General features: G+C 65.5%; 23 protein-coding genes. 14 read left to right on the top strand and 9 right to left on the bottom strand.

What is annotated here, in order from left to right; all coding sequences use genetic code 11:
* Nucleotides 1–92: 92 nt before the first annotated feature.
* The 6 genes from K5K93_RS03985 to ykgO all read right to left on the bottom strand — a co-directional run bounded on the left by K5K93_RS03985 (nt 93) and on the right by ykgO (nt 4,592).
* Entirely contained in the window at nt 93–1,325 is a 1,233-nt protein-coding gene (locus K5K93_RS03985) for a TraB/GumN family protein (protein WP_032951769.1), read from the bottom strand.
* Nucleotides 1,318–1,848, bottom strand: a complete 531-nt coding sequence (locus tag K5K93_RS03980) for a GNAT family N-acetyltransferase (RefSeq protein WP_025875048.1) — start codon at nt 1,846–1,848, stop codon at nt 1,318–1,320. Before K5K93_RS03980 ends, K5K93_RS03985 begins: the two co-directional genes overlap by 8 nt.
* Before the next feature lie 14 nt (nt 1,849–1,862).
* Nucleotides 1,863–2,750, bottom strand: coding sequence for a carbon-nitrogen hydrolase (locus K5K93_RS03975; RefSeq protein WP_222389879.1), 888 nt, complete (start codon nt 2,748–2,750; stop codon nt 1,863–1,865).
* A 163-nt stretch (nt 2,751–2,913) separates the two neighbouring features.
* Nucleotides 2,914–3,951 (bottom strand): agmatine deiminase family protein, encoded by a 1,038-nt coding sequence (locus K5K93_RS03970; RefSeq protein WP_222389878.1) that lies wholly within the window; start codon nt 3,949–3,951, stop codon nt 2,914–2,916.
* 39 nt (nt 3,952–3,990) lie between these two features.
* Complete coding sequence (locus tag K5K93_RS03965; RefSeq protein ID WP_089240526.1) at nt 3,991–4,320, bottom strand: hypothetical protein; 330 nt, start codon at nt 4,318–4,320, stop codon at nt 3,991–3,993.
* A gap of 146 nt (nt 4,321–4,466) precedes the next feature.
* Entirely contained in the window at nt 4,467–4,592 is a 126-nt protein-coding gene (gene ykgO / locus K5K93_RS03960; protein WP_005409283.1) for a type B 50S ribosomal protein L36, read from the bottom strand.
* A gap of 197 nt (nt 4,593–4,789) precedes the next feature.
* Here ykgO and cmk point away from each other — a divergent pair, with 197 nt between their 5' ends.
* The 8 genes from cmk to galU all read left to right on the top strand — a co-directional run bounded on the left by cmk (nt 4,790) and on the right by galU (nt 13,081).
* Complete coding sequence (gene cmk, locus K5K93_RS03955) at nt 4,790–5,467, top strand: (d)CMP kinase (RefSeq protein ID WP_032977572.1); 678 nt, start codon at nt 4,790–4,792, stop codon at nt 5,465–5,467.
* Between the two features lie 201 nt (nt 5,468–5,668).
* Nucleotides 5,669–7,354, top strand: coding sequence for a 30S ribosomal protein S1 (gene rpsA / locus K5K93_RS03950; protein ID WP_049466147.1), 1,686 nt, complete (start codon nt 5,669–5,671; stop codon nt 7,352–7,354).
* An 89-nt stretch (nt 7,355–7,443) separates the two neighbouring features.
* A complete protein-coding gene (locus tag K5K93_RS03945; RefSeq protein ID WP_005409286.1) occupies nt 7,444–7,749 on the top strand; it encodes an integration host factor subunit beta in 306 nt (101 codons plus the stop codon).
* A gap of 77 nt (nt 7,750–7,826) precedes the next feature.
* Nucleotides 7,827–8,111: a lipopolysaccharide assembly protein LapA domain-containing protein gene (locus tag K5K93_RS03940; RefSeq protein WP_025875021.1), complete on the top strand. Its 285-nt coding sequence runs from the start codon at nt 7,827–7,829 to the stop codon at nt 8,109–8,111.
* Nucleotides 8,112–8,117: 6 nt separating this feature from the next.
* Nucleotides 8,118–9,296, top strand: a complete 1,179-nt coding sequence (lapB, locus tag K5K93_RS03935; protein ID WP_049466151.1) for a lipopolysaccharide assembly protein LapB — start codon at nt 8,118–8,120, stop codon at nt 9,294–9,296.
* A 3-nt stretch (nt 9,297–9,299) separates the two neighbouring features.
* Nucleotides 9,300–10,277 (top strand): glycosyltransferase family 4 protein, encoded by a 978-nt coding sequence (locus tag K5K93_RS03930; RefSeq protein WP_222389877.1) that lies wholly within the window; start codon nt 9,300–9,302, stop codon nt 10,275–10,277.
* 15 nt (nt 10,278–10,292) lie between these two features.
* Entirely contained in the window at nt 10,293–12,206 is a 1,914-nt protein-coding gene (locus K5K93_RS03925) for a nucleoside-diphosphate sugar epimerase/dehydratase (RefSeq protein ID WP_162292037.1), read from the top strand.
* On the top strand, nt 12,203–13,081 hold the full coding sequence (galU, locus tag K5K93_RS03920) for a UTP--glucose-1-phosphate uridylyltransferase GalU (RefSeq protein ID WP_025875017.1): 879 nt from the start codon (nt 12,203–12,205) through the stop codon (nt 13,079–13,081). The genes K5K93_RS03925 and galU overlap by 4 nt, the downstream gene beginning before the upstream one ends.
* 502 nt (nt 13,082–13,583) lie before the next feature.
* On the opposite strand, the gene K5K93_RS03915 is transcribed toward galU, so the two are convergent.
* The 3 genes from K5K93_RS03915 to K5K93_RS03905 form a co-directional block, all read right to left on the bottom strand.
* Entirely contained in the window at nt 13,584–14,792 is a 1,209-nt protein-coding gene (locus K5K93_RS03915) for an acetyl-CoA C-acyltransferase (protein WP_032977565.1), read from the bottom strand.
* A gap of 69 nt (nt 14,793–14,861) precedes the next feature.
* Nucleotides 14,862–17,234 (bottom strand): 3-hydroxyacyl-CoA dehydrogenase/enoyl-CoA hydratase family protein, encoded by a 2,373-nt coding sequence (locus K5K93_RS03910; protein ID WP_093819813.1) that lies wholly within the window; start codon nt 17,232–17,234, stop codon nt 14,862–14,864.
* A 26-nt stretch (nt 17,235–17,260) separates the two neighbouring features.
* A complete protein-coding gene (locus tag K5K93_RS03905) occupies nt 17,261–17,929 on the bottom strand; it encodes a TetR family transcriptional regulator (RefSeq protein WP_093819811.1) in 669 nt (222 codons plus the stop codon).
* 321 nt (nt 17,930–18,250) lie between these two features.
* Here K5K93_RS03905 and ndk point away from each other — a divergent pair, with 321 nt between their 5' ends.
* The 6 genes from ndk (at nt 18,251) to bamB (ending at nt 23,457) form a co-directional block, all read left to right on the top strand.
* On the top strand, nt 18,251–18,676 hold the full coding sequence (ndk, locus tag K5K93_RS03900) for a nucleoside-diphosphate kinase (RefSeq protein ID WP_008265389.1): 426 nt from the start codon (nt 18,251–18,253) through the stop codon (nt 18,674–18,676).
* A gap of 10 nt (nt 18,677–18,686) precedes the next feature.
* Nucleotides 18,687–19,892, top strand: coding sequence for a 23S rRNA (adenine(2503)-C(2))-methyltransferase RlmN (rlmN, locus tag K5K93_RS03895; protein WP_093819808.1), 1,206 nt, complete (start codon nt 18,687–18,689; stop codon nt 19,890–19,892).
* The gene (locus tag K5K93_RS03890; RefSeq protein WP_093819806.1) at nt 19,879–20,667 is read left to right on the top strand and encodes a tetratricopeptide repeat protein; all 789 of its coding nucleotides are present in this window, start codon (nt 19,879–19,881) and stop codon (nt 20,665–20,667) included. The genes rlmN and K5K93_RS03890 overlap by 14 nt, the downstream gene beginning before the upstream one ends.
* An 18-nt stretch (nt 20,668–20,685) precedes the next feature.
* The gene (locus K5K93_RS03885; protein WP_093819804.1) at nt 20,686–21,546 is read left to right on the top strand and encodes a RodZ domain-containing protein; all 861 of its coding nucleotides are present in this window, start codon (nt 20,686–20,688) and stop codon (nt 21,544–21,546) included.
* A 64-nt stretch (nt 21,547–21,610) separates the two neighbouring features.
* On the top strand, nt 21,611–22,249 hold the full coding sequence (locus tag K5K93_RS03880; protein WP_093819802.1) for a tetratricopeptide repeat protein: 639 nt from the start codon (nt 21,611–21,613) through the stop codon (nt 22,247–22,249).
* Nucleotides 22,249–23,457 carry an outer membrane protein assembly factor BamB gene (gene bamB / locus K5K93_RS03875; RefSeq protein WP_093819799.1) on the top strand — a complete coding sequence of 403 codons (1,209 nt, stop codon included), beginning with the start codon at nt 22,249–22,251 and terminating at the stop codon, nt 23,455–23,457. Before K5K93_RS03880 ends, bamB begins: the two co-directional genes overlap by 1 nt.
* Nucleotides 23,458–23,471: the final 14 nt, after the last annotated feature.

The following is a 23,471-nucleotide window of genomic DNA, read 5'->3' as shown; positions in this document are numbered from 1 at the left end:
GCCCGGCGGGACAGCGCGATCAGCTCGCGACCTTGCTCCACACCTTTGGCACCTACCGGTAGCGCCGGGCCATGCCCGGCGGGACAGCGCGATCAGCTCGCCACCTTGCTCCACACCTTGCCCGCGGTCAGCCACAGGCCCAGCATGCTGCCCAGGTTGGTCAGCATGAAGGTCAGCACCACGCGGGTGACACGGTTGCGGTACCAGCCCTTCAACGACTGCGCATCGTCACGCAGCTTGAGGAAATCCTCGTAGGTCGGCTTGCGCAGGCGCGCTTCCACCAGTGCCGCGAATGCGCCGGTGGGGATGCTCAGGCGGAACGGCTTGAACGGCGCCACCACGATCGCGGTGAGGATGCTCAGCGGGTGGCTGCCGGCCACCAGGCAGCCCAGGCCAGCCAGGCCGCCGGTATACATCGCCCAGGTCGCCAGCAGTTCGGTGCCCACGCCCAGTCCACCGCGATAGAAGCCGACACCGATGCCGGTGGCCACGATGGCGAGGATCGCCAGGGTGAACCACGGGATGTTGCGCTTCTTCGGCACCGCTTCGAGCTGCTCGCGCAACGGCGCAGGCGCCTCGGTATCGGTTTCCAGGTAACGCGCCAGGCCGGCCAGATGGCCGGCGCCGACCACCGCCAGCACTTCGCGCTGCTGCGGATCATGCGCTTCGCGCAGGCGCGTGGCCATGTAGCGGTCGCGCTCGCCGATGATCGTTTCGTACAACGCCGGGTTCTCGCTGGCGAACTCGCCGAAGCTCGATTCCAGCATGTCGCCCTGCTTCAGCTTCTCGATCTCGTCTTCGCCGACATCCTCGGACGAGAACAGGCCGGCGCCAAGCCCGGCCACCAGCTTCAGCTTGCCGAAGAAGCCCAGTCGCTGCGAAGCACGACGGAACGTCAGGCCGACTTCGCGGTCGATCAGGTGCACCGGCAGGTTGCGCTCGCGCGCCAGGTCGACCGCACGCTTCAGTTCGGCGCCCGGCTCGATGCCGAGCTGTTCGGCCAGTCGGCGCTGGTAGGCCGACAGCGCGAGGTTGGCCGCGAACAACGCGACGCGGCCCTTGCGGATCACTTCCACCAGGTCCAGTTTGGCCAGCGTGTCCGGGTCGCTCAGTGCCTGCAGGCGCTGTGGGTCCAGCTCGACGGCCACCGCATCGAAACGTCCGCTGTCGATGGCTTTCTCCACCGCCTCGACGCTGGCATGGGAGACGTGGGCAGTGCCCAACAGGGTGTAGCGCACGCCATCGCGCTCGACGACGCGCACGGGCTGGCCGGCAAACAGATCGTCGCCGGTTTCGGGAAGGGTTTCGGTCATGGAATCATTCATTGGAAGGAGCGGAATCGGCGCCATCGCCGAGCGCGCGCTGCATCTGTACGGTGTCCAGCCAGCGGCCATGCTTGCGGCCGAGGCCACGGAACACGCCCACCAGCTGGAAACCGAAGCGTTCGTGCAGCTTGATGGAGGCCGTGTTGGTCGGCTCGCCGATCACCGCCACCATCTGTCGATGGCCGCGCGCGGTGCAGGCATCGATCAGTGCCTGCAGCAGGCTGGTGCCGACGCCACGGCCCTGGAAGCGGGCATCGACATAGACCGAGTTCTCAACGGTCCACTGGTAGGCGATGCGCGTGCGGTAGGTATTGGCATACGCATAGCCGGCAACCTGGCCGTCGACCTCGGCCACCAGGTAGGGGAAGCCGCGGTCGATGATGTCGCGCATGCGGCGCAGCATCTCGGCCTGGTCAGGGATCTCGTACTCGTAGGTGTTGACGAAGTCGGTCACTTCCACCGCGTAGATCGCGGTGATCGCAGCGATGTCGGCAGGGCCGGCATCACGGATGAGTACGGCCATGCGCGGGCTCCGGGTCAGTCGATGTAGCGCTTGAGCAGGTCGCCGTAGGCGTCGATGCGACGATCGCGCAGGAACGGCCAGATGCGGCGCACGTGTTCGCTGCGCTGCAGGTCGACGTCGCACATCAGGATGGTCGCTTCGGTGCCGGCCTCGGCCAGGAACTCGCCCTGCGGGCCCAGTACGTGGCTGTTGCCCCAGAACTGGATGCCCGAGGCGCCCAGCGGCGAGGCCTCGTGGCCGACGCGGTTGCAGCTGAGCACCGGCACGCCGTTGGCTACGGCATGGCCACGGTGGCTCAGTACCCAGGCGTCGCGCTGGCGGGTCTTCTCGTCCTGCACATCATCCGGGTCCCAGCCGATCGCGGTGGGGTAGAGCAGCAGCTCAGCACCGGCCAGCGCCATCAGGCGCGCCGCTTCCGGGTACCACTGGTCCCAGCACACCAGCACGCCGAGGCGGCCGACCGAGGTGTCGATCGGCTTGAAGCCGATATCGCCCGGGGTGAAGTAGAACTTCTCGTAGAAGCCCGGGTCATCGGGGATGTGCATCTTGCGGTACTTGCCCAGCAAGGTGCCGTCCTTCTCGAAGACCACGGCGGTGTTGTGGTACAGGCCGGCAGCGCGGCGCTCGAACAGCGAGCCGACCAGCACCACGCCATGCTTCTTGGCCAGCGCGCCCAGGCGCTCGGTGCTCGGGCCCGGAATCGGCTCGGCCAGATCGAACTCATCGACCGATTCGTGCTGGCAGAAGTAGGGACCGTTGTGCAGCTCCTGCAGCAGCACCAGCTTCGCGCCCTGTGCCGCGGCATCGGCAACACGCGCTTCGATCACCGCCAGGTTGGCGGCGGCATCACCGTGGTTGCGCTCCTGGATCAGGGCGACGGTAAGGGGGCTGCGCGAGTTCATGCGGGGCGATCCTGCGGGGGAAAACCCGCATGTTAACGCGGATGCGCCACGACAGCGTGTTGGCTGCTGAATGGTGCACGCAACCGGTAGCGCCGGGCCATGCCCGGCGGATTTTCCAGATGTCGCCGCGCTCGCCGGGCATGGCCCGGCGTTACCGCGTGGCTTATGCCTTCAACAGCCCAGCCGGCAGCTGCATGGTGATGCAGTGCAGGCTGCCGTTCTGCCAGATCAGCGAGCGGCACGGCACCTGCACGATCTCGCGGCCCGGGTGGGCCTGTGCCAGCACGTCGCGGGCCAGGTCATCGGCCGGGTCGCCATAGGCCGGCATCAGCACCGCGCCGTTGACGATCAGGTAATTGGCATACGAAGCAGCCAGGCGGCGACCTTCATCGATCACCGGCTGTGCCCACGGCAGCGGGAACAGGCGGTACGGCTTTCCGTCAGCCGTGCGCAGTGCAGCCAGCTCGGCGCCCATCGCCTGCAGCTCGGCGTAATGCGAGTCGCTGGCGTCGTCGCAGGCCTGGTAGACGATGCTGTCGGCCGAGGCGAAGCGGGCGAGGGTGTCGATATGGGCGTCGGTGTCGTCGCCTTCCAGATAGCCATGATCCAGCCACAGCACGCGCTTCTGCTGCAGCCAGTCGGCCAGGTCGGCGCTCAGGCTGTCGCGGTCGCGGTCGGGATGGCGCTCGTGCAGGCACTTCCAGGTGGTCAGCAGGGTGCCTTCGCCATCGGTCTCGATGCCGCCGCCCTCCAGCGCGAACGGAATGCTGCGCACCGTCGCGTCGTTGAATACGCCAGCCTGGTCGAGCACGCCGACCAGCTGGTCGTCCAGGGTGGCGTCGAACTTGCCGCCCCAGCCGGTGAAGCGGAAGTCCAGCAGCTGGAAGCTGCCGTCGGCGCGGCGCAGGGTGATCGGGCCCGAATCACGCAGCCAGGTATCGTCGTAGGCGGCGGTGGTGAAGTGGACCTTGTCCATGTCGATGCGGTTGGAGCGCAACCGCATTTCGGCGTAGGTCTCCACGTCATCGTCGGCCACGCAGATCAGCACCGGCTGGAAGCGGGTGATCGCTGCAACCAGGGCGATGTAGGTCTCTTCCACCTGGCCCAGGCGGTCGGCCCAGTCGGTGTCGGCGGTGGGCCAGGCAATCAGGACGCCGCTCTGGGCTTCCCATTCGGCAGGAAAACGAAGGGTCTGGTTCATGGTCTCGCTACACGCGCCCGCCGATGGCGGGCATGGGGGTCAACGGATCGGCGGCTTGGGGCCGATTTCGTTCGGATCCGCCTGGTTTGCCACCACGTCGATCACCTTCTGCTTCTCGAAGTAGACGGTGAACTGCGGGTACACCCAGCGGTGGATGGTCGGCCATTGCCGTTTCTGCCCGCCGCGCGGCTGCAGCTGCTCTGCCGGCGCGCCGAACTGCGACTGCACCTGCTGCATGCTCTGGCCGCGGACGGGCAGGGCGCCGGCCGGCTTTTCGCGGGCGCGGTCGACAAGCAGGGTATCGGCCAGCGCCGGGGTGGCGGCAGCCAGGGTGGCCAGTACGGCCAGGGTGCACAGGTAACGCGTCATCTCGATCTACTCCCCAGTGGTCAAGAACAGCGATTACAGCAAAAACGGCAGGAAAAAACCGCATAAACAAAAAACCGCCCGAAGGCGGCTTTTTGCATCGGGTCGGCCCCGCGTGGGGCCAGCCGCGGTCACAAGGACCGTTGGGCTCAGCGCTGACGCGCCTTGAAACGCGGGTTCGACTTGCAGATGACGAAGATCTTGCCACGACGACGCACGACCTTGCAGTCACGGTGACGGGCCTTCGCCGACTTCAGGGAGGACAGAACTTTCATGGCATACCTCGGCGTAAACAGTAGTTGTTCGGGTGGAGCGTGGCCGCGATATGCGAAAGACAATCGGCAGTGGACGCTCGTTCAAGCCCGCCATTCTACCGGGCTTTTCCCCATGGTTTCAAGTGGTTGCACAAAAGGCTCGTTGCGGGGTGTCCGGCAGGGGCTAGAATGCCCCCTTCACACGCGCAAGGACCCCCATGAATCCACTCGTTCCCGTCCTGACCATCGACGGCCCGTCAGGGGCCGGCAAGGGTACCATCAGCCGCATCGTGGCGCGCCGGTTGGGCTGGCACTACCTGGATTCGGGTGCTCTGTACCGCGCGGTCGGCGTGGCGGCCAGCTGGGCCGACATCGACACCTCCGATGCCTCCGCGCTGGTGCGCTGCACCTTTGATACCCATGTCCAGTTCGTCGAGCAGGGCGATGCCATGCGGGTGCTGGTCAATGGCACCGACGCCACCGACGAGCTGCGGCTGGAGACCACTGGGGCGCTGGCGTCGGCAATTGCCGCCATTCCCGAGGTCCGCGCGGCCCTGAAGGAGCGCCAGCGCGCATTCAGGATGGAGCCGGGGCTGGTCGCCGACGGCCGCGACATGGGCACGGTGATCTTCCCGGACGCCCCCTACAAGGTCTTCCTGACCGCCAGTGCCGAGGAGCGCGCCGAGCGCCGGCATAAGCAGTTGAAAGACAAGGGGGTTTCTGTTAACTTTGAAGACCTCCTGCGCGAGATCATGGCCCGCGACGCCCGTGATGCTCAGCGTACCGTGGCGCCCCTGAAGCCGGCAGACGATGCTGTCCTCATCGACACCACAGGCATCGGCATCGAAGATGTCGTTGCCAGAGTGATGGATCTGCTTCCGGTTCCGGCTGCCTGATCCGTTCGCGCGGGAGCTCTGCCAGCAGCATCGGTGGAGGTCGCGCATCTGCAGTGCTGTAAAAGCTCCGTCGCGCAATGATGCGTGGCGGTTTTCCTACTTCCACACACGACCTGCATTTCCGGGGTCGACCAACAGGCGGGCGGTAGCCATTCCCTGAAGGGAAGCCAACCGACCCATGTGTCCAACAGAGTAAATCTAATGACCGAATCATTTGCCGAACTGTTTGAAGCCAGCCAGGCCAACCTGGCCAAGCTGAAGCCGGGCGCCATCGTCAGCGGTACCGTTGTTGAAGTCCGCGGCGACGTCGTGGTGATCAACGCCGGGCTGAAGTCGGAAGGCATCGTGCCGATCGAACAGTTCCGTAACGACGCTGGCGAAATCGATGTTGCCGAAGGCGACATCGTCAAGGTCGCCCTCGACTCGATCGAGAACGGCTTCGGTGAAACCGTCCTGTCGCGCGAGAAGGCCAAGCGCGCGATGGTGTGGGACGAGCTGGAAGAAGCGTTGGAAAAGAACGAAACCATCACCGGTCGCATCAGCGGCAAGGTCAAGGGTGGTTTCACCGTGGACATCAAGGATGTCCGCGCCTTCCTGCCGGGTTCCCTGGTCGATGTGCGCCCCGTGCGCGATCCGGCCTACCTGGAAGGCAAGGAGCTGGAATTCAAGCTCATCAAGCTTGACCGCAAGCGCAACAACGTCGTGGTCTCGCGCCGCGCTGTCGTCGAAAGCGAGCACTCGGAAGAGCGCGAGCAGCTGATGGACAAGCTGCAGGAAGGCGCGATCCTGAAGGGTGTCGTCAAGAACCTGACCGATTACGGCGCATTCGTGGATCTGGGCGGCATCGACGGCCTGCTGCACATCACCGACATGGCATGGAAGCGCGTGCGCCATCCGTCCGAAGTCGTCAATGTCGGCGACGAGCTGGACGTGCGCGTGCTGAAGTTCGACCGCGAGCGCAACCGCGTTTCGCTGGGCCTGAAGCAGCTGGGCGAAGATCCGTGGGATAACATCGCCCGTCGTTACCCGGCCAACAGCCGCGTGTTCGGCAAGGTCTCCAACGTCACCGATTACGGCGCATTCGTCGAGATCGAGCCGGGCGTCGAAGGTCTGGTGCACGTTTCCGAGATGGATTGGACCAACAAGAACGTCAACCCGTCCAAGGTTGTGCAGGTCGGTGACGAAGTTGAAGTCATGGTCCTGGACGTTGACGAGGAGCGTCGCCGCATCTCGCTGGGCATGAAGCAGGTTGCCGCCAATCCGTGGGAAACCTTCGCTGCCACCCACAAGAAGGGTGACAAGGTGTCGGGCCAGATCAAGTCGATCACCGACTTCGGCATCTTCATCGGCCTGGACGGCGGCATCGACGGCCTGGTTCACCTGTCCGACATCAGCTGGGCGACCACTGGCGAAGACATCGTTCGCAACTTCAAGAAGGGCGACAACCTGGACGCAGTGGTCCTGGCCGTCGATCCGGAGCGCGAGCGCATTTCGCTGGGCGTCAAGCAGCTGGAGCAGGATCCGTTCGGCCAGTACATGGCGACCAATCCGAAGGGCTCCAAGGTCGAAGGCGTGGTGAAGGAAGTCGACGCCAAGGGCGCGATCATCGAGCTGGCCGACGGCATCGAAGGCTATGTTGCAGCTCGCGACATCGCCAACGAGCGTGTTGACGACGCGACCCAGCACCTGAAGGTCGGCGACAAGGTTGAAGCCAAGTTCGTGGGCATGGATCGCAAGGGTCGTACCCTGCAGCTGTCGATCAAGGCCAAGGACGACGCGGAAATGCGCGAAGTGCTGGAGGAATACCAGTCCTCTTCGGCTTCCAGCGGCACCACCCAGCTGGGCGCGCTGCTGCGTGCACAGCTGAACGGCAACAAGTCCGAGTAATATCGGCCTTACGCTGTTCGTTGTTTCCTGGACGGCCCGGGCACTGCCCGGGCCGTTTCAGGCTGAGATGCCCCTGATGTGAGCCGGTAATGACCAAATCCGAACTGATCGAAATCCTCGCGCGCCGGCAGGCGCACCTGAAGGCCGATGATGTCGATCTGGCGGTCAAGTCATTGCTGGAAATGATGGGGGGCTCACTGTCGGCCGGCGATCGCATCGAGATCCGCGGCTTCGGCAGCTTTTCGCTGCACTACCGTCCGCCGCGCCTGGGTCGCAACCCGAAGACCGGCGAATCGGTTGCCCTGCCGGGCAAGCATGTCCCTCATTTCAAGCCAGGCAAGGAATTGCGCGAGCGGGTCAGCAGTGTGCTGCCGCTGGACGCAGATCCGGCCTGAGCCATCCGTCGCGCGACTTCGTGCGAATCCCACCACGAGTCGGATAAGCTACGGCCTCCTGCCAATGGAGCTGTCGCATGAAAGTTTTTCGTCTGCTGGTCCTGCTGGCGGTGCTGATCCTTGGTCTGATCATCGGTGCGGTCAACATGACGGCCATGTCGATCAACCTGCTGTTTACCCAGTTGAACACGTCCGTCGGCGTGGCGCTGATCGCCGCCCTGCTGATCGGTGTCGTGGTCGGCGCTGGCCTGGTGCTGGTAAGCGTGGTCATTCCGCTCTACAGCCAGCTGCGCCGCGCCAACAAGTCGGCGGCTGCACCGTCGGCGCCGGTTGCCCCCTCCCAATCTTTTGATGGACGTTGATCGACGATGGAATTCGTTTCCGAGTGGTTCTGGTTCTTCCTGTGCCTGCCGTTGGCGGCCCTGGCCGGCTGGGTGATCGGACGCCGCGGCGGTCAACGCCACGGTGACAACCAGGTCAGCCACCTGTCGAGCACCTATTTCCGTGGCCTGAACTACCTGCTCAACGAGCAGCCGGACAAGGCCATCGAACTGTTCCTGCACATCGCCGAGCTGGACAAGGAAACCTTCGAGACCCAGGTCGCGCTGGGCCATCTGTTCCGCCGCCGTGGCGAAGTGGACCGCGCCATCCGCCTGCACCAGGGCCTGGTCAACCGCCAGGACCTGAGCGACGCGCAACGCGTGCAGGCCCTGCTGGCACTGGGCGAGGACTACATGAAGTCCGGCCTGCTGGACCGTGCCGAAACCGTGTTCACCGAACTGGCACAGCTGGACCAGCGCGCACCGCAGGCACTCAAGCACCTGATCGGCATCTACCAGGCCGAGCGCGACTGGGAAAAGGCGATCGACAACGCTACCCGCTTCGAGGATGTCACCGGCGAGCCGATGGGCAAGCTGATCGGGCAGTTCGAATGCGAGCTCGCCGAGCGCTTCCGTGGCGCTGGCAAGCTGGAGGAGGCGAGGGCGGCCATTGCCCGCGCCTACCAGGCCGATGCCATGTCGGTCCGTGCCGGCATCATCGAAGGACGACTGGAAACCGATGCAGGCAATGCCGAGGCCGCCGTGCGCGCCTTCGAGCGTGCCGCCCGCAACGATCCGGAGTACCTGCCGGAAGTGCTGCCGGCGCTGATGGACAACTACCGCAAGGTCGGCGACCTGGGTGGCGCGCGCGCCTTCCTGTCCGAGATGACCGAGCATTACCGCGGCATCGCCCCGGTGCTGGCCCTGACCCGCCTGATGGAAGAGCAGGAAGGGGTTGCGCCTGCGCGCGCCTACCTCGGTCGCCAGCTCAAGGACCGCCCGTCGGTGCGTGGCGAATCGGCCCTGATCGACCTGACCCTGGCCGAGGGCGCAGATTCGACCGCGACCCTGCATGACCTCAAGCACATCACCGACCAGCTGCTGGTGCGCAACCCCGCTTACCGCTGCACGCGCTGCGGGTTCGGCGCCCGCACCCACCATTGGCAATGCCCCAGCTGCAAGGAATGGGGTACGGTCAAGCCGCTGCTGAACTACGCGGTGCTCTGAACCATGCCGTGGCTAGTGATGGCCGCGCTGCTGGGCCTGGCCCTGCTGAGCGCGGCATTGACCTGGGCAGCGCGCGTGTATGCGCTGCGCAGGCAGCTGCTGGATCAGCCCGGCGAGCGCCGCAGCCATAGTGTCGCAACCCCTCGCGGTGGCGGTATCGCCATCGTGATCAGTCTGCTGGTTGCCGCAGCCGTGGCTGCATTTTTCTGGCCGGACGCCGCGCCCAGCCTGGCCGTCGCCGGACTTGGCCTGCTGCTGGTGGCCGGCATTGGCTGGTGGGATGATCATCGGCCGCTGCCAGCCATGCGCCGGCTGCTGGTGCATTTCCTTGCCGCCCTGTTGCTGGCAGGGCTGGTCAAGATGCATGGCGGCAGCTGGCTGTTGAGCCTGCTGGTGCTGTTCTTCACCGCCTCGCTGATCAACATCTGGAACTTCATGGATGGCATCAACGGGATTGCCAGCAGCCAGGCCGTCATCGTTGCGCTGGGCTTTGCCACCGTGCTGCCGTGGCCCTATTCGCTGGTGGCCGTTGTTCTTGGCCTGGCGTGCGTGGGTTTTCTGCCATTCAACTTCCCGCAGGCGCAGATCTTCATGGGTGATGTGGGCAGTGGCGCGCTGGGTTATGCCGTGGCCGTCGTGCTGGCGGTCGCCGCACTTCACACCGACATCAACTGGATCCTGCTGTTGCTGCCGTTGTCTGCATTCCTTGTGGACGCGGGCTTCACGCTGTTGGCGCGCATGCTTTCAGGCCAACGCTGGATGGAACCCCACACCCAGCATGTCTACCAGCGCGCGGTGCAGGCAGGAGCCAGCCATGCCCTGGTGACAGGGATGTACTTTGTTCTGGGCCTGTTCAGTATTACAGTGTTCAATATCTGCACCAATTTGCAGCCGAGGTGGGAGGCTGCCGTAGCGGTCGCGTGGTTTGCCGCGCTGACCCTGCTGTGGCTCCTCCTGCGCAATGGATTGCGCCACCGATAAGGAATTACTCGATCTATGTCTTCACCCTGGCGGGACAGAATCCTCGGCCTGATGCCGCGTACGGCCATCGTCTGCCACGACTTGTTCATGGTATGGGCCTGTTGGCAGCTGTTGCATGCGGGTCGGTACTCGATCCTTGCCGACGCTCCCGCATTGCCGTTGTGGAACGTGGATACGACGCTGGTACTGGCGCTGCAGGGACTGGTGTTCTGGCGTATCGGCCTCTATCGCGGCCTGTGGCGTTTTGCCAGCGTCAGCGACCTGCTGAACATCTTCAAGGCCAGCTTCATCGGCCTGATCGCCATTGTTCTGGTACTGGCCTGGAAGCGCTTCGACGGCGTGCCGATGTCGGTGCTGGTGATCTATCCGTTCGCGCTGTCGGCACTGCTGGGCGCGCCGCGCCTGCTGTACCGGGCATGGAAGGACTATCAGTCGCTGCAGTCCGACTCCACCGCGCGCCGGGTGCTGATTCTCGGCGCCGGCCAGGCCGCCGAGACCCTGGTGCGCGACCTGCGCCGGTCCGGCAATTTCGAGCCGGTCGGCCTGCTTGATGATGCACCGCACCTGCGTGGCGCCAAGCTGCAGAGCCTGCCGATCCTGGGAACCCTGGACGACGCGCCGGCAGTAGCCCGCGAGACCGCAGCCAAGCTGCTGGTGATCGCCATGCCTTCGCTCGATGCCGTCGGCATGCAGCGCGTGGTGGCCATCTGCGAGAGCACCGGCATTCCGTTCCGGACTGTGCCCAAGCTCAGCGACATCCTGCAGGGGCAGTCGCTGCCGGGCCAGTTGAAGGAAGTGGCGATCGAAGATCTGCTTGGCCGCAAGCCGATCATGCCGGACTGGAACCTCATCCGTGGCTGGTTGGGCGGGCGCACGGTGATGGTGACCGGTGCCGGTGGCTCGATCGGGTCCGAACTGTGCCGCCAGTGTGCGCGCCATGGCGCCGGTCGTATCGTGCTGCTGGAGATCAGTGAGCTGCTGCTGTTGACCATCGAGGGCGAGCTGCGCCGCAGCTTCCCCGATGTCGAGATCGAAGCGGTGCTCGGTGACTGTGGTGATCCTGCGGTGATCCGCCACGCGCTGTCGCTGCACCCGGTCGACACCGCCTTCCATGCGGCTGCCTACAAGCACGTGCCGGTGCTGGAGCGTCAGCTGCGTGAAGCCGTGCGCAACAACATCCTGGCCACGGAGAACGTGGCCCGCGCCTGCCTGGAAGCCCACGTCGAGCACTTTGTGTTCATCTCGACCGACAAGGCGGTCGACCCGGTCAATGCGCTGGGCGCCAGCAAGCGCTATGCGGAGATGATCTGCCAGAGCCTGGACCAGAAGTCCACGCACACCCGTTTCGTGACCGTGCGTTTCGGCAACGTGCTGGCGTCGGCCGGCAGCGTGGTGCCGCTGTTCCGCGAACAGATCCTCAAGGGCGGCCCGGTCACGGTGACAGACCCGGAGGTCAGCCGCTATTTCATGACCATTCCCGAGGCGTGCCAGCTGATCCTGCAGGCGGCCGCGTCAGCGTCGCACGGCGCGATCTACACCCTGGACATGGGCGAGCCGGTGCCGATCCGGGTGTTGGCCGAGCAGATGATCCGCCTGGCGGGCAAGCAGCCCTACAAGGAAATTCCGATCATCTATACCGGCCTGCGCCAGGGCGAGAAGCTGCACGAGACGCTGTTCTATTCCGACGAGGACTACCGGCCGACCGCGCACCCGAAGATCCTCGAGGCCGGCGTCCGTTCGTTCTCGCGGGACATCGTGCTGGGCAACGTGCCGAAGCTGCGCGAGGCCATTGCCCGGTACGACATCGATACGATCCAGGAAATCCTGTTTGCGACCATGCCGGAATTCTCGCCAATCGAACAGGATGCTTACATTTCATCCGCTAAGGTTGTGCCCTTTCCGGCACGTGAGGCCAACAGGCACCAATGAGCAAGCGCATTCGCAAGGCGGTATTCCCGGTAGCGGGTCTGGGCACGCGTTTTCTTCCGGCGACCAAGACGGTGCCGAAGGAGATGCTGCCGATCATCGATCGGCCGCTGATCCAGTACGCCGTGGATGAGGCGATCGAAGCAGGCTGTGACACCCTGGTGTTCATCACCAACCGTTACAAGCACGCCGTCGCCGACTATTTCGACAAGGCCTACGAGCTGGAGCAGAAGCTCGAGCGCGCGGGCAAGCACGAGCAGCTCGAATTGATCCGCCATGTGCTGCCGGAAGGCGTGCGCGCGATCTTCGTCACCCAGGCCGAGGCTCTGGGCCTGGGCCATGCAGTGCTGTGCGCCAAGGCGGTCATCGGTGACGAGCCGTTCGCGGTGCTGCTGCCCGACGATCTGATCTGGAACCGCGGCGCGGGTGCGCTCAAGCAGATGGCCGACCTCAACGAGGCCAGTGGTGCCAGCGTCATCGCGGTGGAGGACGTACCCCACGACAAGACGGCCAGCTACGGCATCGTCGCCACCGAGGCGTTCGACGGCCGCAAGGGGCGTATCTCGCAGATCGTGGAGAAGCCCAAGCCGGAAGATGCACCGAGTGACCTGGCAGTGGTGGGGCGTTACGTGCTGAGCCCGAAGATCTTCGAGCTGCTTGAGCAGACCCGCACCGGTGCCGGTGGCGAGATCCAGCTGACCGATGCGATCGCCGAACTGCTGAAGACCGACGAGGTCGATGCCTATCGTTTCGAGGGCACCCGTTTCGACTGCGGCACCCATCTGGGGCTGGTCGAGGCCACGATCCGCTTCGCGCTGGACAACCCGAAGCTGGCCGGCCCGGCGCGCGAGAAGCTGGCGGCGATGCTGGCGGAGTAAGGGTTTTTCGAGCGCTCCGGCAGCGCCTTACTGCATAGCTGGGGGAGGCGCAGGCAGGCCGCTGCAGGACACGCCGTAAACCCATCCTTGGGGGCTCGATGGCGCCATCCATGGCGCCAACGGTCCTGCAGCGGCCTGCCCACGCCTCTCGACAGTTTCCTGCGGGCGCGGACGGGCAGGGCGGAATCAAAGGCAGAAGCAAGAGCAAAAAGGCAGCCATTGGCTGCCTTTTTTCGTGGGTCGGGGTCGGATCCCTTTGCGCAGCAAAGGGCTCTGACCCCAAGGCCGAAAGCATCCACGCATGGCGTGGATCTACTACCTTTGCTCATCCCTCCGCTGCGCGGAATGTTGGGTGGCTCGGGTGGGTGAGGCTGGCCGGGACTGTCAGCGGCATGGATGCCGCTGCCAAGCCCCCAGGGACGGGTTTACGGCGTGTCCCGGGCAGTCTCACCCGCCCGGGCCCTTCCGCAAACCGACAGGTCCGCCGGCAACGCTTTGAACCTTACAGTGCCTCGAAAATGCCCGCCGCACCCATGCCGGTGCCGATGCACATCGTCACCATGCCGTACTTCTGCTGGCGACGGCGCAGGCCGTGCAGCAGGGTCGCGGTACGGATCGCGCCGGTCGCACCCAGCGGATGGCCCAGCGCGATCGCGCCGCCCAGCGGGTTGACCTTGCTCGGGTCCAGGCCGCAGTCACGGATGACGGCCAGCGACTGCGCGGCGAAGGCTTCGTTGAGCTCGATCCAGTCCAGCTGGTCCTGGCTCAGGCCGGCCTGCTTCAGCGCCTTCGGAATCGCGGCGATCGGGCCGATGCCCATCACTTCCGGGCGCACACCAGCCACCGAGAAGCTGACGAAACGGGCCAGCGGGGTCAGGCCGTAATCCTTGATCGCCTGTTCCGACGCCAGCAGTACCGCACCGGCGCCATCGCTCATCTGCGAGGAGTTGCCGGCAGTGACGGTGCCGCCGAACTGGCCGTTGCGGAACACCGGACGCAGCTTGGCCAGGCCTTCAGCGGAGGAATCCGGGCGCGGGCCTTCGTCGGTGTCGGCCACCTTGTTGCGGGTGATGATGCGCTTGCCGTCGGCCAGGTCGGGCTGGTGCGAGACGATCTCGTACGGGCTGATCTCGTCCTTGAAGTCACCATTCTGGATGGCGGCCATGGCCTTCTGGTGCGAGGCCAGGGCGAACGCGTCCTGTTCTTCGCGCGAGACCTTCCACTCTTCAGCGACCTTCTCGGCGGTGATGCCCATGCCGTAGGCGATGGCGACGTGGTCGTTGTCGAACACGCTCGGGGCCATCGCGATCTTGTTGCCCATCATCGGCACCATCGACATCGATTCGGTGCCGCCGGCCAGCATCAGGTCGGCGTTGCCAAGGCGGATCGCGTCGGCCGCCTGCGCCACGGCCTGCAGACCGGAGGAGCAGAAGCGGTTCACGGTCTGCGCAGCGATGGTGTTCGGCAGGCCGGCCAGCAGCACGCCGATGCGGGCCACGTTCATGCCCTGCTCGGCTTCGGGCATCGCGCAGCCGATGATCGCGTCATCGATGCGGTTGACGTCCACGCCCGGCGCCTGCGCCACGACGCTGCGCAGCACGTGGGCGAGCATGTCGTCGGGGCGGGTGTTGCGGAACATGCCCTTGGGCGCCTTGCCAACCGGGGTGCGGGTAGCGGCGACGATGTAGGCGTCCTGGATTTGCTTGGTCATTGCAGTGATCTCTTGAATAGGGGTTGGAAGAGGTTGCCGGCCAGCGGCCGGCACTACCGATGTCTTCCGTCAGTTCCGCAGCGGCTTGCCGGTCTTGAGCATGTGCGCGATGCGGGCCTGGGTCTTTTCCTGCTGGGCCAGTTCGACGAAGTGCTTGCGCTCCAGGGTCAGCAGCCACTCTTCGTCGACCAGGGTGCCGCGGTCGACCTTGCCGCCGCACAGCACGGTGGCGATGCGCTCGGCGATCTCATAGTCGTATGGGCTGATGAAGCGGCCTTCCAGCATGTTGACCAGCATCATCTTGAAGGTGGCGATGCCGACGTCGCCGGCCACCTGGATGCGGCGTGCCGGCAGCGGCGGACGGTAGCCCGCTTCGGCCAGGGCGCGTGCTTCGGCCTTGGCGATGTACAGCGCCTCGTAGCTGTTGAACACCACCTTGTCGGTGCTGCGCAGCAGGCCCAGTTCCTTGGCGTTGACCGCCGAGTTGGACACCTTGGCCATCGCCACGGTCTCGAAGGTCTTCTTCAGTTCGGCGAACACGTCACCGCCCGGGCCAGCGGCCTGCGAGGCACGCACCGCCAGTTCCTTCAGGCCGCCGCCTGCCGGCAGCAGGCCGACGCCGGCCTCGACCAGGCCGATGTAGCTTTCCAGGAAGGCCACGGTCTTGGCACTGTGCATCTGGAACTCGCAGCCGCCACCCAGTGCCAGGCCGCGCACGGCAGCCACCACCGGCACCAGCGAGTACTTGATGCGCTGGCTGGTGCGCTGGAAGTTGTGCACCATTTCTTCGAACTGGTCGACCTTGCCGGCCTGCAGCAGGCCCAAGGCGCCAGCCAGGTCGGCACCGGCGGAGAAGGGCTCCTTCTGCTGCCAGATCACCAGGCCCTGGAAGTCCTTCTCTGCGCGGGTGACGCATTCCTGCAGGCCATCCAGCACGTGGTCGGACACGGTGTTCATCTTGGTCTTGAAGCTGACCACGGCGATGCCATCGCCGTCGTGCCACATGCGCAGGCCGTCGTTCTCGAACACGGTCTCGCCCGGCGCGAACTTCTCGCCCAGCAGCGGATCGGGGAAGCGCTGGCGCTGGTACACCGGCAGCGACGAACGCGGCAGCTTGGCGTTGCGCGACGGGCTGTAGCTGCCCTCGGCGGCATGCACGCCGTCACGGCCGTCAAATACCCAATCCGGCAGCGGGGCGTTGCTCATGCTCTTGCCGGCGACGATGTCATCGGCGATCCACTGCGCGACCTGCTTCCAGCCGGCAGCCTGCCAGGTTTCGAACGGGCCCAGCGACCAGCCGTAGCCCCAGCGGATGGCCAGATCGACGTCGCGCGCGGTCTCGGCGATGTCGGCCAGGTGGTAGGCGCTGTAGTGGAACAGGTCGCGGAAGGTCGCCCACAGGAACTGCGCCTGCGGGTGCTGGCTCTCGCGCAGCTTGGCGAACTTCTCGGCCGGGTTCTTGATCTTCAGGATCTCGACCACTTCCGGTGCGGCGGCGCGATCAGCCGGACGGTAGTCCTGCTTTTCCAGGTCCAGCACCACGATGTCCTTGCCGACCTTGCGGAAGATGCCGGCGCCGGTCTTCTGGCCCAGTGCGCCCTTGGCAATCAGCGCATCCAGCCACTTCGGCGACTTGAAGAACTCATGCCACGGGTCGTTGGGCAGGGTATCGCCCATGGTCTTGATGACGTGGGCCATGGTGTCCAGGCCGACCACGTCGGAGGTGCGGTAGGTGGCCGACTTCGGGCGGCCGACCAGCGGGCCGGTCAGGCCGTCCACTTCGTCGAAGCCCAGGCCGAATTCCTGGGTGTGGTGGATGGTGGACAGGATCGAGAACACGCCGATGCGGTTGCCGATGAAGTTCGGCGTGTCCTTGGCGTACACCACGCCCTTGCCCAGGGTGGTGACCAGGAACGCTTCCAGGCCTTCCAGCACGCTGGCGTCGGTGGTGGTGGCCGGGATCAGCTCGGCCAGGTGCATGTAGCGCGGCGGGTTGAAGAAATGCACGCCGCAGAAGCGGTGGCGCAACTGTTCGGGCAGCACGTCGGCCAGCTTGTTGATGCCCAGGCCCGAGGTGTTGGAGGCCAGCACGGCGTGGTCGGCCACGAACGGAGCGATCTTCCTGTACAGGTCCTGCTTCCAGTCCATGCGCTCGGCGATGGCCTCGATGATCAGGTCGCAGTCCTTCAGCTGTTCCAGGCCGGTCTCGTAGTTGGCCGGGGTGATGGCTTCGGCCAGCGACTTGCTGGCCAGCGGCGCCGGGCTCAGCTTGCCGAGGTTGGCGATCGACTTCAGCACGATGCCATCGGCCGGACCTTCCTTGGCAGGCAGGTCGAACAGCACGGTGTCGACGCCGGCATTGGTGAGGTGGGCGGCGATCTGGGCACCCATGACGCCGGCACCCAGCACGGCGGCGCGGCGGACTAGCAGGGAATTGGACATGGTGTAGGGCCTTTGTTGGTCAGCAGTTACTGGGTGGAATCAAGGGAGGCGGGCAGGGCGCTGCCGCTGCGGGCGGCGGCGCGGAATCCGGCCTCGGCGAAATGGATCAGTTCATGGGCGGCATGGGCACGATGCGCCGTTTCGGTGACACCGGCAGGTCGCTTGATCAGCCCGAAATCGGCCATGGCATAGGTCAGCGAGCCAGCGAGGAAATCCAGGCGCCAATAGAGCTCTTCCTTGCTCAGGCCGGGCACGCAGGTGGCGATCGCCTTGCCGAACTCACGCAGCACGTGGCCGTAGTGGTCGGACAGGAACTTGCGCAGGTTGTCGTTCTTTTCAGCGTAGGCACGGGCGATCACGCGTACGAAGGCACCTCCGTTCTGGCGGTCCTGGGCCAGCGCCAGGGCCGGCTCGACGAAGGCGGCCAGCACCGGCCGCAGTTGCCCGGGGTGTTCGTTGCGGGCACGCTCGAGCTGGGCCAGGCGGGCGCCGGTCATCTCGTCCATGCGGCGGCGGAACACCTCGTTGACCAGGTTTTCCTTGGAGCCGAAGTGGTAGTTGACCGCAGCAATGTTGACGTCGGCCTGGCTGGTGACCTGGCGCAGCGAGGTGCCGGCAAAGCCGTGCTGGGCGAACAGCTCCTCGGCGGCGCCGAGGATCCGGTCCTTGGTCGAGAAGTGGGCGGGCTTGGCCATCGGGCGGGCGGACCTTAATCAAACGATTGTTTGATACTAGAACCAGACGGTACCGTATGGCATTTTGCAGTGCAGCAAAATCCTGTCGCCCGGTTACAAGGGATTCAGTAGTGCCAGCCCATGGCTGGCAACGCTTGATCCTGAATGGGCAGGCTCCAGGGCTCGAGATCCGGCATCCTGCCTGCCAGCCATGGGCTGGCACTACTGAGCGGGATCTTTTACAATCCGCGCACGTTTATCAGGCTAAGCCCGCGTTTCGACGCGGCTTTTTTTTTGTTACCCTTCGGGCCATCAGCGGCCCGATTCCATTGGAGACATCCCATGGCGCTGGAGCGCACCCTTTCGATCATCAAGCCGGACGCCGTTGCCAAGAACGTCATCGGCGAAATCTACGCCCGCTTCGAAAAGGCCGGCCTGAAGGTCGTGGCCGCCAAGTACAAGCAGCTGTCGCGTCGTGAAGCCGAAGGCTTCTACGCCGTGCACCGCGAGCGTCCGTTCTTCAACGCACTGGTCGAGTTCATGATCTCCGGCCCGGTGATGATCCAGGCCCTGGAAGGCGAGAACGCCGTCCTGGCCCACCGCGACCTGCTGGGCGCCACCAACCCGAAGGAAGCCGCTGCGGGCACCATCCGCGCCGACTTCGCCGAATCCATCGATGCCAATGCCGCCCACGGCTCGGACTCGGTCGAGAATGCCGCGATTGAAATCGCGTACTTCTTCGCCGCCACCGAAGTCGTCTCGCGCTGAGAGTAATGCCGTGAACGAGGTCGTACAGAAAATCGCCATCCAGCCGCTGCCGAAGTCGGCACCCACGGCTGGCAAGCAGAACCTGCTCGACCTCGATCGCGCGGGCCTGGAGAAGTTTTTCGTCGAGGTTCTCGGCGAGAAGAAGTTCCGCGCCCATCAGGTGATGAAGTGGATCCACCATCGCTACGTCACCGAGTTCGATGAGATGACCGACCTCGGCAAGGTCCTGCGCGCCAAGCTGCAGGAGCATGCCGAGGTCCTCGTCCCGAACATCATCTTCGACAAGCCCTCCGCCGACGGCACCCACAAGTGGCTGCTGGCGATGGGCGTGGATGGCAAGAACGCCATCGAGACCGTGTACATCCCCGACAAGACCCGCGGCACGCTGTGCGTGTCCTCGCAGGTCGGTTGTGGCCTGAACTGCACGTTCTGCTCCACCGCCACCCAGGGCTTCAACCGCAACCTGACCACCGCCGAGATCATCGGCCAGGTGTGGATTGCCGCACGCCACCTGGGCAACGTGCCGCACCAGATGCGCCGCCTCACCAACGTGGTGATGATGGGCATGGGCGAGCCGTTGATGAACTTCGACAACGTCGTGCGTGCCATGAGCGTGATGCGCGACGATCTGGGCTACGGCCTGGCCAACAAGCGCGTGACCCTGTCGACCTCCGGCCTGGTGCCGCAGATCGACCGCCTGTCCGCCGAAAGCGACGTGTCGCTGGCGGTGTCGCTGCATGCGCCGAACGATGAGCTGCGCGAGACCCTCGTGCCGCTCAACAAGAAGTACCCGATCGCCGAGCTGATGGCTTCGTGCGCACGCTACCTGCGCGCCAACAAGCGCCGCGAATCGGTCACCTTCGAATACACCCTGATGAAGGGCATCAACGACCAGCCCGAGCATGCCCGCCAGCTGGCGCGGCTGATGCACCAGTTCGACAACGCGGTGCAGGCCAGGGACTCGGGCAAGGTCAACCTGATCCCGTTCAACCCGTTCCCCGGTACCCGCTACGAGCGCTCGGAAGAAGCGCATATCCGCGCCTTCCAGAAGATCCTGCTCGACAGCAACGTGTTGACCATGGTGCGCCGCACCCGTGGCGACGATATCGACGCTGCGTGTGGCCAGCTCAAGGGCCAGGTGATGGATCGTACCCGCCGCCAGGCCGAGTTCAACAAGACGCTGCAGGCGGGGAAGGGGAGCGATGCCGCGGCCTGACCGCCTGCCGGTGGCCCTGTTCGCAGGCGCGCTGGCATTGGCAGCGGGCGGATGCACGACCACCAGTGAGATTCCGATCGGCCCGGGCGGGGTTGCGCCGATCCACAGCGTCCGCGATGCGCCGGGCGTGCGCCAGAAGTTCCACTACGAGGACCTGCTGGCGCTGGCCGCCCGTGACATGCAGGTGGGCAGCCTGGACGAGGCCGAGCGCAAGGTGCGCCGCGCGTTGAAGCTGCAGCCCAACGGTGTGGACGCGGTGATGCTGCTGGCCGGGGTGGAAGACCGCAGGGGTCGCGAGCAGCAGGCGGGGGATGGCTTCCGCCGCGCTGCAGAGCTGGCACCGCAACGCGGTGACGTTCTCAATAATTACGCGGCATGGTTGTGCCAGCACGGGCACTCGGCCGAATCGCTGGTCTGGTTCGATCGTGCCCTGACGGCCCCGGACTACGCCACGCCCGCCGCTGCCCTGGCCAATGCCGGTGGATGCGCGCTGGATGCTGGCCAGCTTGAACGTGCCGAACGCGACCTGCGCGCCGCCCTTTCCCACGTGCCTGGCAACCCGGTCGCGTTGGAGGCGATGGCCCAGCTGAGCTTCCGTCGCGGCCAGTTCATGGAAGCCCGGGCCTTCGCCGAACGTAGGATTGCGGCTGCACCGGCCACGCGTTCCGTGTTACAACTTGCGTCTGAAATCGAGGCGCGACTGGGTGATCAGGCAGCATCTGATCGCTATCTTCAGCGGATTCGACAGGAATTTCCGCAGGACGCGGGCTCCTAACTCCAGGGTTGATGCATTGTGATTGATGACCAGACTGTGAGCGATCTCGATACCGTGGCCGGCTGCGGCACCCGCCTGCGCCAGGCCCGTGAGGCCGCCGGACTGACCCTCGAAGACGTCGGCCAGCGCCTGCGCATGCCGGTTCAAGTGGTGAAGTCGCTCGAGCAGGAGCAGTGGCAGAAGCTGGGAGCGCCGGTGTTCGTGCGCGGCCAGCTGCGCAGCTACGCCCGCCTGCTCGGCGTCGATGTCAGCGAACTGCTGGAACAGGCCCAGGTTGGCCCGGTGGTTCCGCCCACCCTGGTCAGCCACACCCACACCCCGCGTGCGCGCCGGATTGCCGAGAATCTTGGCCGCCGTGCGCTGTATGTCGGTATCACCGCCGTGCTGGCAGTTCCGGTCTGGTTCGCCACCCGCGGTCACTTCGATGGCACCGCGCCTTCACCGAGCACCGCCTCGCTGGACGTGATCCCGGCCGCCGTACCGGTTACCCCGGCCGGCCCCGGCTCTGCCGCGCCGGCGCCCGCCGAGGTCGCGGCCGCGCCCGTCGCCAAGCCGGCCGCCACCCCGTACGTCGCCTCGCTGGCCCCGGTGCCGCGCGCTGCGCCGGCCCCTGCCGCCAACCTGGACATGCAGTTCAGCGGTGACAGCTGGGTCGATATCGCCGGCCCCGAGGGCGGTACCGTCGAGAAAGCGCTGATCAAGGCCGGCGAGACCCGCAGCTTCACCCCGGGCCAGGTGACCCGCGTGACCCTGGGCAACGCTTCGGCGGTCCAGGTTCAGCAGAACGGCGCTATCGTCGATCTGACGCCCTACCAGCGAGCCAACGTGGCACGCTTTCAGGTATCCTCTGAAGGCTCCGTTGTCCCGGTTTCGCACTGAGACACGGTTTCACCACCTTCGATAATCCCAATGGTCCCTCCCGATGGGCGGGGCGAGAGTACGCATGGCGATCGACGATCTGCTCGACGAGCACGAACAAAGTGAACGCGTCCGCAGCTGGCTGCGGAAGAATGGCGCCAGCATCCTCGGTGGCGTAGTCATCGCCATCGGTGCCATTGCCGGCTGGCAGTGGTACCAGAAGGATCAGGGCGGCAAGCTGGCTTCGGCCAATGTCGAGTACCAGAAGGCCCTGGTGGGCCTGCAGCAGAACAAGCTCGACGACGCTGCGAAGGCGGTCAAGGCGCTGGAAGCTGGCCCGTCCAGCATCTACGGCGACCTGGCGGCGCTGCAGCTGGCCAAGGCCCAGGTCGATGCGGGCAAGAATGAAGAAGCGCTGGCCACCCTGCGCGCGGTGAAGGTCGACGGCGACCTGCAGCGCGTGGTCGACCAGCGCGTGGCACGCCTGCTGGTGGCAACCGGCAAGGGCGATGAAGCGATCAAGCTGCTGGGCAGCGCCACCGACAGCAGCAGCCTGGAAATCCATGGCGATGCGCTGATGGCGCAGGGCAAGCGTGACGCCGCCCGCGAACAGTATGAGAAGGCGCTGAAAACGCTGGACGTGGCAGCGCCGCAGCGGCGACTGCTGGAAACCAAGGTTATGGACGCCGGCGGCACCGTCGCCGCCCCTGCGGAGTCGGTTTGATGAGTCAGAAGGTCATGATCACCCGCGTCGCCTCCGTGCTGCTGCTCGGCATGGCACTGTCCGGTTGCAGCACCATGAAGGGCTGGTTCGCCGGCAAGGACGCAGCAGCGAAGAAGGCACAGGAGCCGGCCGAACTGGTCAAGTTCGAGCCGACCCTGAAGGTCAACAAGGCCTGGTCGGTCAACCTGGGCAAGGGCGAGCGCCGCATCGGCGTGCGCCAGGGCCCGGCAGTGGCCAATGGCCACGTGTTCGCCGCGGCGATCACCGGTGGCGTGCACGCCATCGACCTGCAGACCGGCAAGAAGGTCTGGACCTGGGAGCCGAAGAAGGAAAAGAAGAAGGCCAAGCTGCGGCTGTCCGGTGGTCCGGGCGTCGGCGAGAACCTGGTGGTCATCGGCACCCTCGATGGCCAGGTGATCGCGCTGGACATCAACGATGGCAGCGAGAAGTGGCGCGCACGCGTGCCCAACGAAGTGATCGCCGCGCCGGCCATTGCCCAGGGCATGGTCTTCGTGCGCAGCAATGACGGTCGCGTCACCGCGTTCGACGCCGGCAACGGCACCCAGAAGTGGTTCAACCCCAGCGAGCTGCCGGCGCTGACCGTGCGTGGCAACGCGCCGGTGGTGGCTGGTCCGGGCGTGCTGTTCATCGGCAAGGACGAGGGCGGTGTCGCTGCGCTGGCCATGCAGGACGGCCGCACGCTGTGGGACCAGAACGTGGGCAGCGGCGAAGGCCGTACCGAGCTGGACCGCATGGCCGACGTCGATGGCGCCCCGGTGCTCGACGGCAACACGCTGTTCGTGAGCAGCTTCAAGAACCAGACCATGGCCATCGAAGGCCCGACCGGTCGCCCGCTGTGGGCGCGCGACCACGGCGGTGCCGGCGGCGTGGCGGTGTCTTCGGGCAATGTTTTCGTTACCGACAACAAGGGCGGCGTGTTCGGCCTGGACAAGGCCAGCGGCGCGGCGATGTGGTCGCAGACCGCACTGGCCCGGCGCTCGCTGACCGGCCCGGCGCTGCACGGCGACTACGTGGTGGTCGGTGACTACAAGGGATACCTGCATTGGCTGCAGGCCTCCGATGGCGCGATGGCGGCGCGGGCGAAAAGCGGCGGTGATGCGCTTCTGGCCCAGCCAATCGTCGTCGATGGAGTGCTGCTGGTGCAGAACGTTGATGGCAAGCTGACCGCATTCCGGTTGGCAAATTAATACGGAGTAATCGC

Origin of the sequence: Stenotrophomonas sp. DR822, from assembly GCF_019793815.1 — a bacterium.
Lineage (GTDB): Bacteria > Pseudomonadota > Gammaproteobacteria > Xanthomonadales > Xanthomonadaceae > Stenotrophomonas > Stenotrophomonas indicatrix.
The sequence above is the reverse complement of the archived record's forward strand: the minus strand, read 5'-3'. Positions and strand labels throughout refer to the sequence as shown.

Bases quoted from the DNA above. Each gene is read 5' to 3' on its own strand.
- galU (WP_025875017.1), top strand. From the start codon at position 12,203: ATGAGCAAGCGCATTCGCAAGGCGGTATTCCCGGTAGCGGGTCTGGGC.
- K5K93_RS03905 (WP_093819811.1), bottom strand. From the start codon at position 17,929: ATGGCCAAGCCCGCCCACTTCTCGACCAAGGACCGGATCCTCGGCGCC.
- K5K93_RS03930 (WP_222389877.1), top strand. From the start codon at position 9,300: ATGCCGTGGCTAGTGATGGCCGCGCTGCTGGGCCTGGCCCTGCTGAGC.
- lapB (WP_049466151.1), top strand. From the start codon at position 8,118: ATGGAATTCGTTTCCGAGTGGTTCTGGTTCTTCCTGTGCCTGCCGTTG.
- K5K93_RS03910 (WP_093819813.1), bottom strand. From the start codon at position 17,234: ATGTCCAATTCCCTGCTAGTCCGCCGCGCCGCCGTGCTGGGTGCCGGC.
- ykgO (WP_005409283.1), bottom strand. From the start codon at position 4,592: ATGAAAGTTCTGTCCTCCCTGAAGTCGGCGAAGGCCCGTCACCGTGAC.
- K5K93_RS03985 (WP_032951769.1), bottom strand. From the start codon at position 1,325: ATGAATGATTCCATGACCGAAACCCTTCCCGAAACCGGCGACGATCTG.
- K5K93_RS03915 (WP_032977565.1), bottom strand. From the start codon at position 14,792: ATGACCAAGCAAATCCAGGACGCCTACATCGTCGCCGCTACCCGCACC.
- rpsA (WP_049466147.1), top strand. From the start codon at position 5,669: ATGACCGAATCATTTGCCGAACTGTTTGAAGCCAGCCAGGCCAACCTG.
- K5K93_RS03940 (WP_025875021.1), top strand. From the start codon at position 7,827: ATGAAAGTTTTTCGTCTGCTGGTCCTGCTGGCGGTGCTGATCCTTGGT.
- K5K93_RS03945 (WP_005409286.1), top strand. From the start codon at position 7,444: ATGACCAAATCCGAACTGATCGAAATCCTCGCGCGCCGGCAGGCGCAC.
- K5K93_RS03890 (WP_093819806.1), top strand. From the start codon at position 19,879: ATGCCGCGGCCTGACCGCCTGCCGGTGGCCCTGTTCGCAGGCGCGCTG.
- ndk (WP_008265389.1), top strand. From the start codon at position 18,251: ATGGCGCTGGAGCGCACCCTTTCGATCATCAAGCCGGACGCCGTTGCC.
- K5K93_RS03925 (WP_162292037.1), top strand. From the start codon at position 10,293: ATGTCTTCACCCTGGCGGGACAGAATCCTCGGCCTGATGCCGCGTACG.
- K5K93_RS03880 (WP_093819802.1), top strand. From the start codon at position 21,611: ATGGCGATCGACGATCTGCTCGACGAGCACGAACAAAGTGAACGCGTC.
- cmk (WP_032977572.1), top strand. From the start codon at position 4,790: ATGAATCCACTCGTTCCCGTCCTGACCATCGACGGCCCGTCAGGGGCC.
- K5K93_RS03970 (WP_222389878.1), bottom strand. From the start codon at position 3,951: ATGAACCAGACCCTTCGTTTTCCTGCCGAATGGGAAGCCCAGAGCGGC.
- K5K93_RS03980 (WP_025875048.1), bottom strand. From the start codon at position 1,848: ATGGCCGTACTCATCCGTGATGCCGGCCCTGCCGACATCGCTGCGATC.
- K5K93_RS03975 (WP_222389879.1), bottom strand. From the start codon at position 2,750: ATGAACTCGCGCAGCCCCCTTACCGTCGCCCTGATCCAGGAGCGCAAC.
- K5K93_RS03965 (WP_089240526.1), bottom strand. From the start codon at position 4,320: ATGACGCGTTACCTGTGCACCCTGGCCGTACTGGCCACCCTGGCTGCC.
- bamB (WP_093819799.1), top strand. From the start codon at position 22,249: ATGAGTCAGAAGGTCATGATCACCCGCGTCGCCTCCGTGCTGCTGCTC.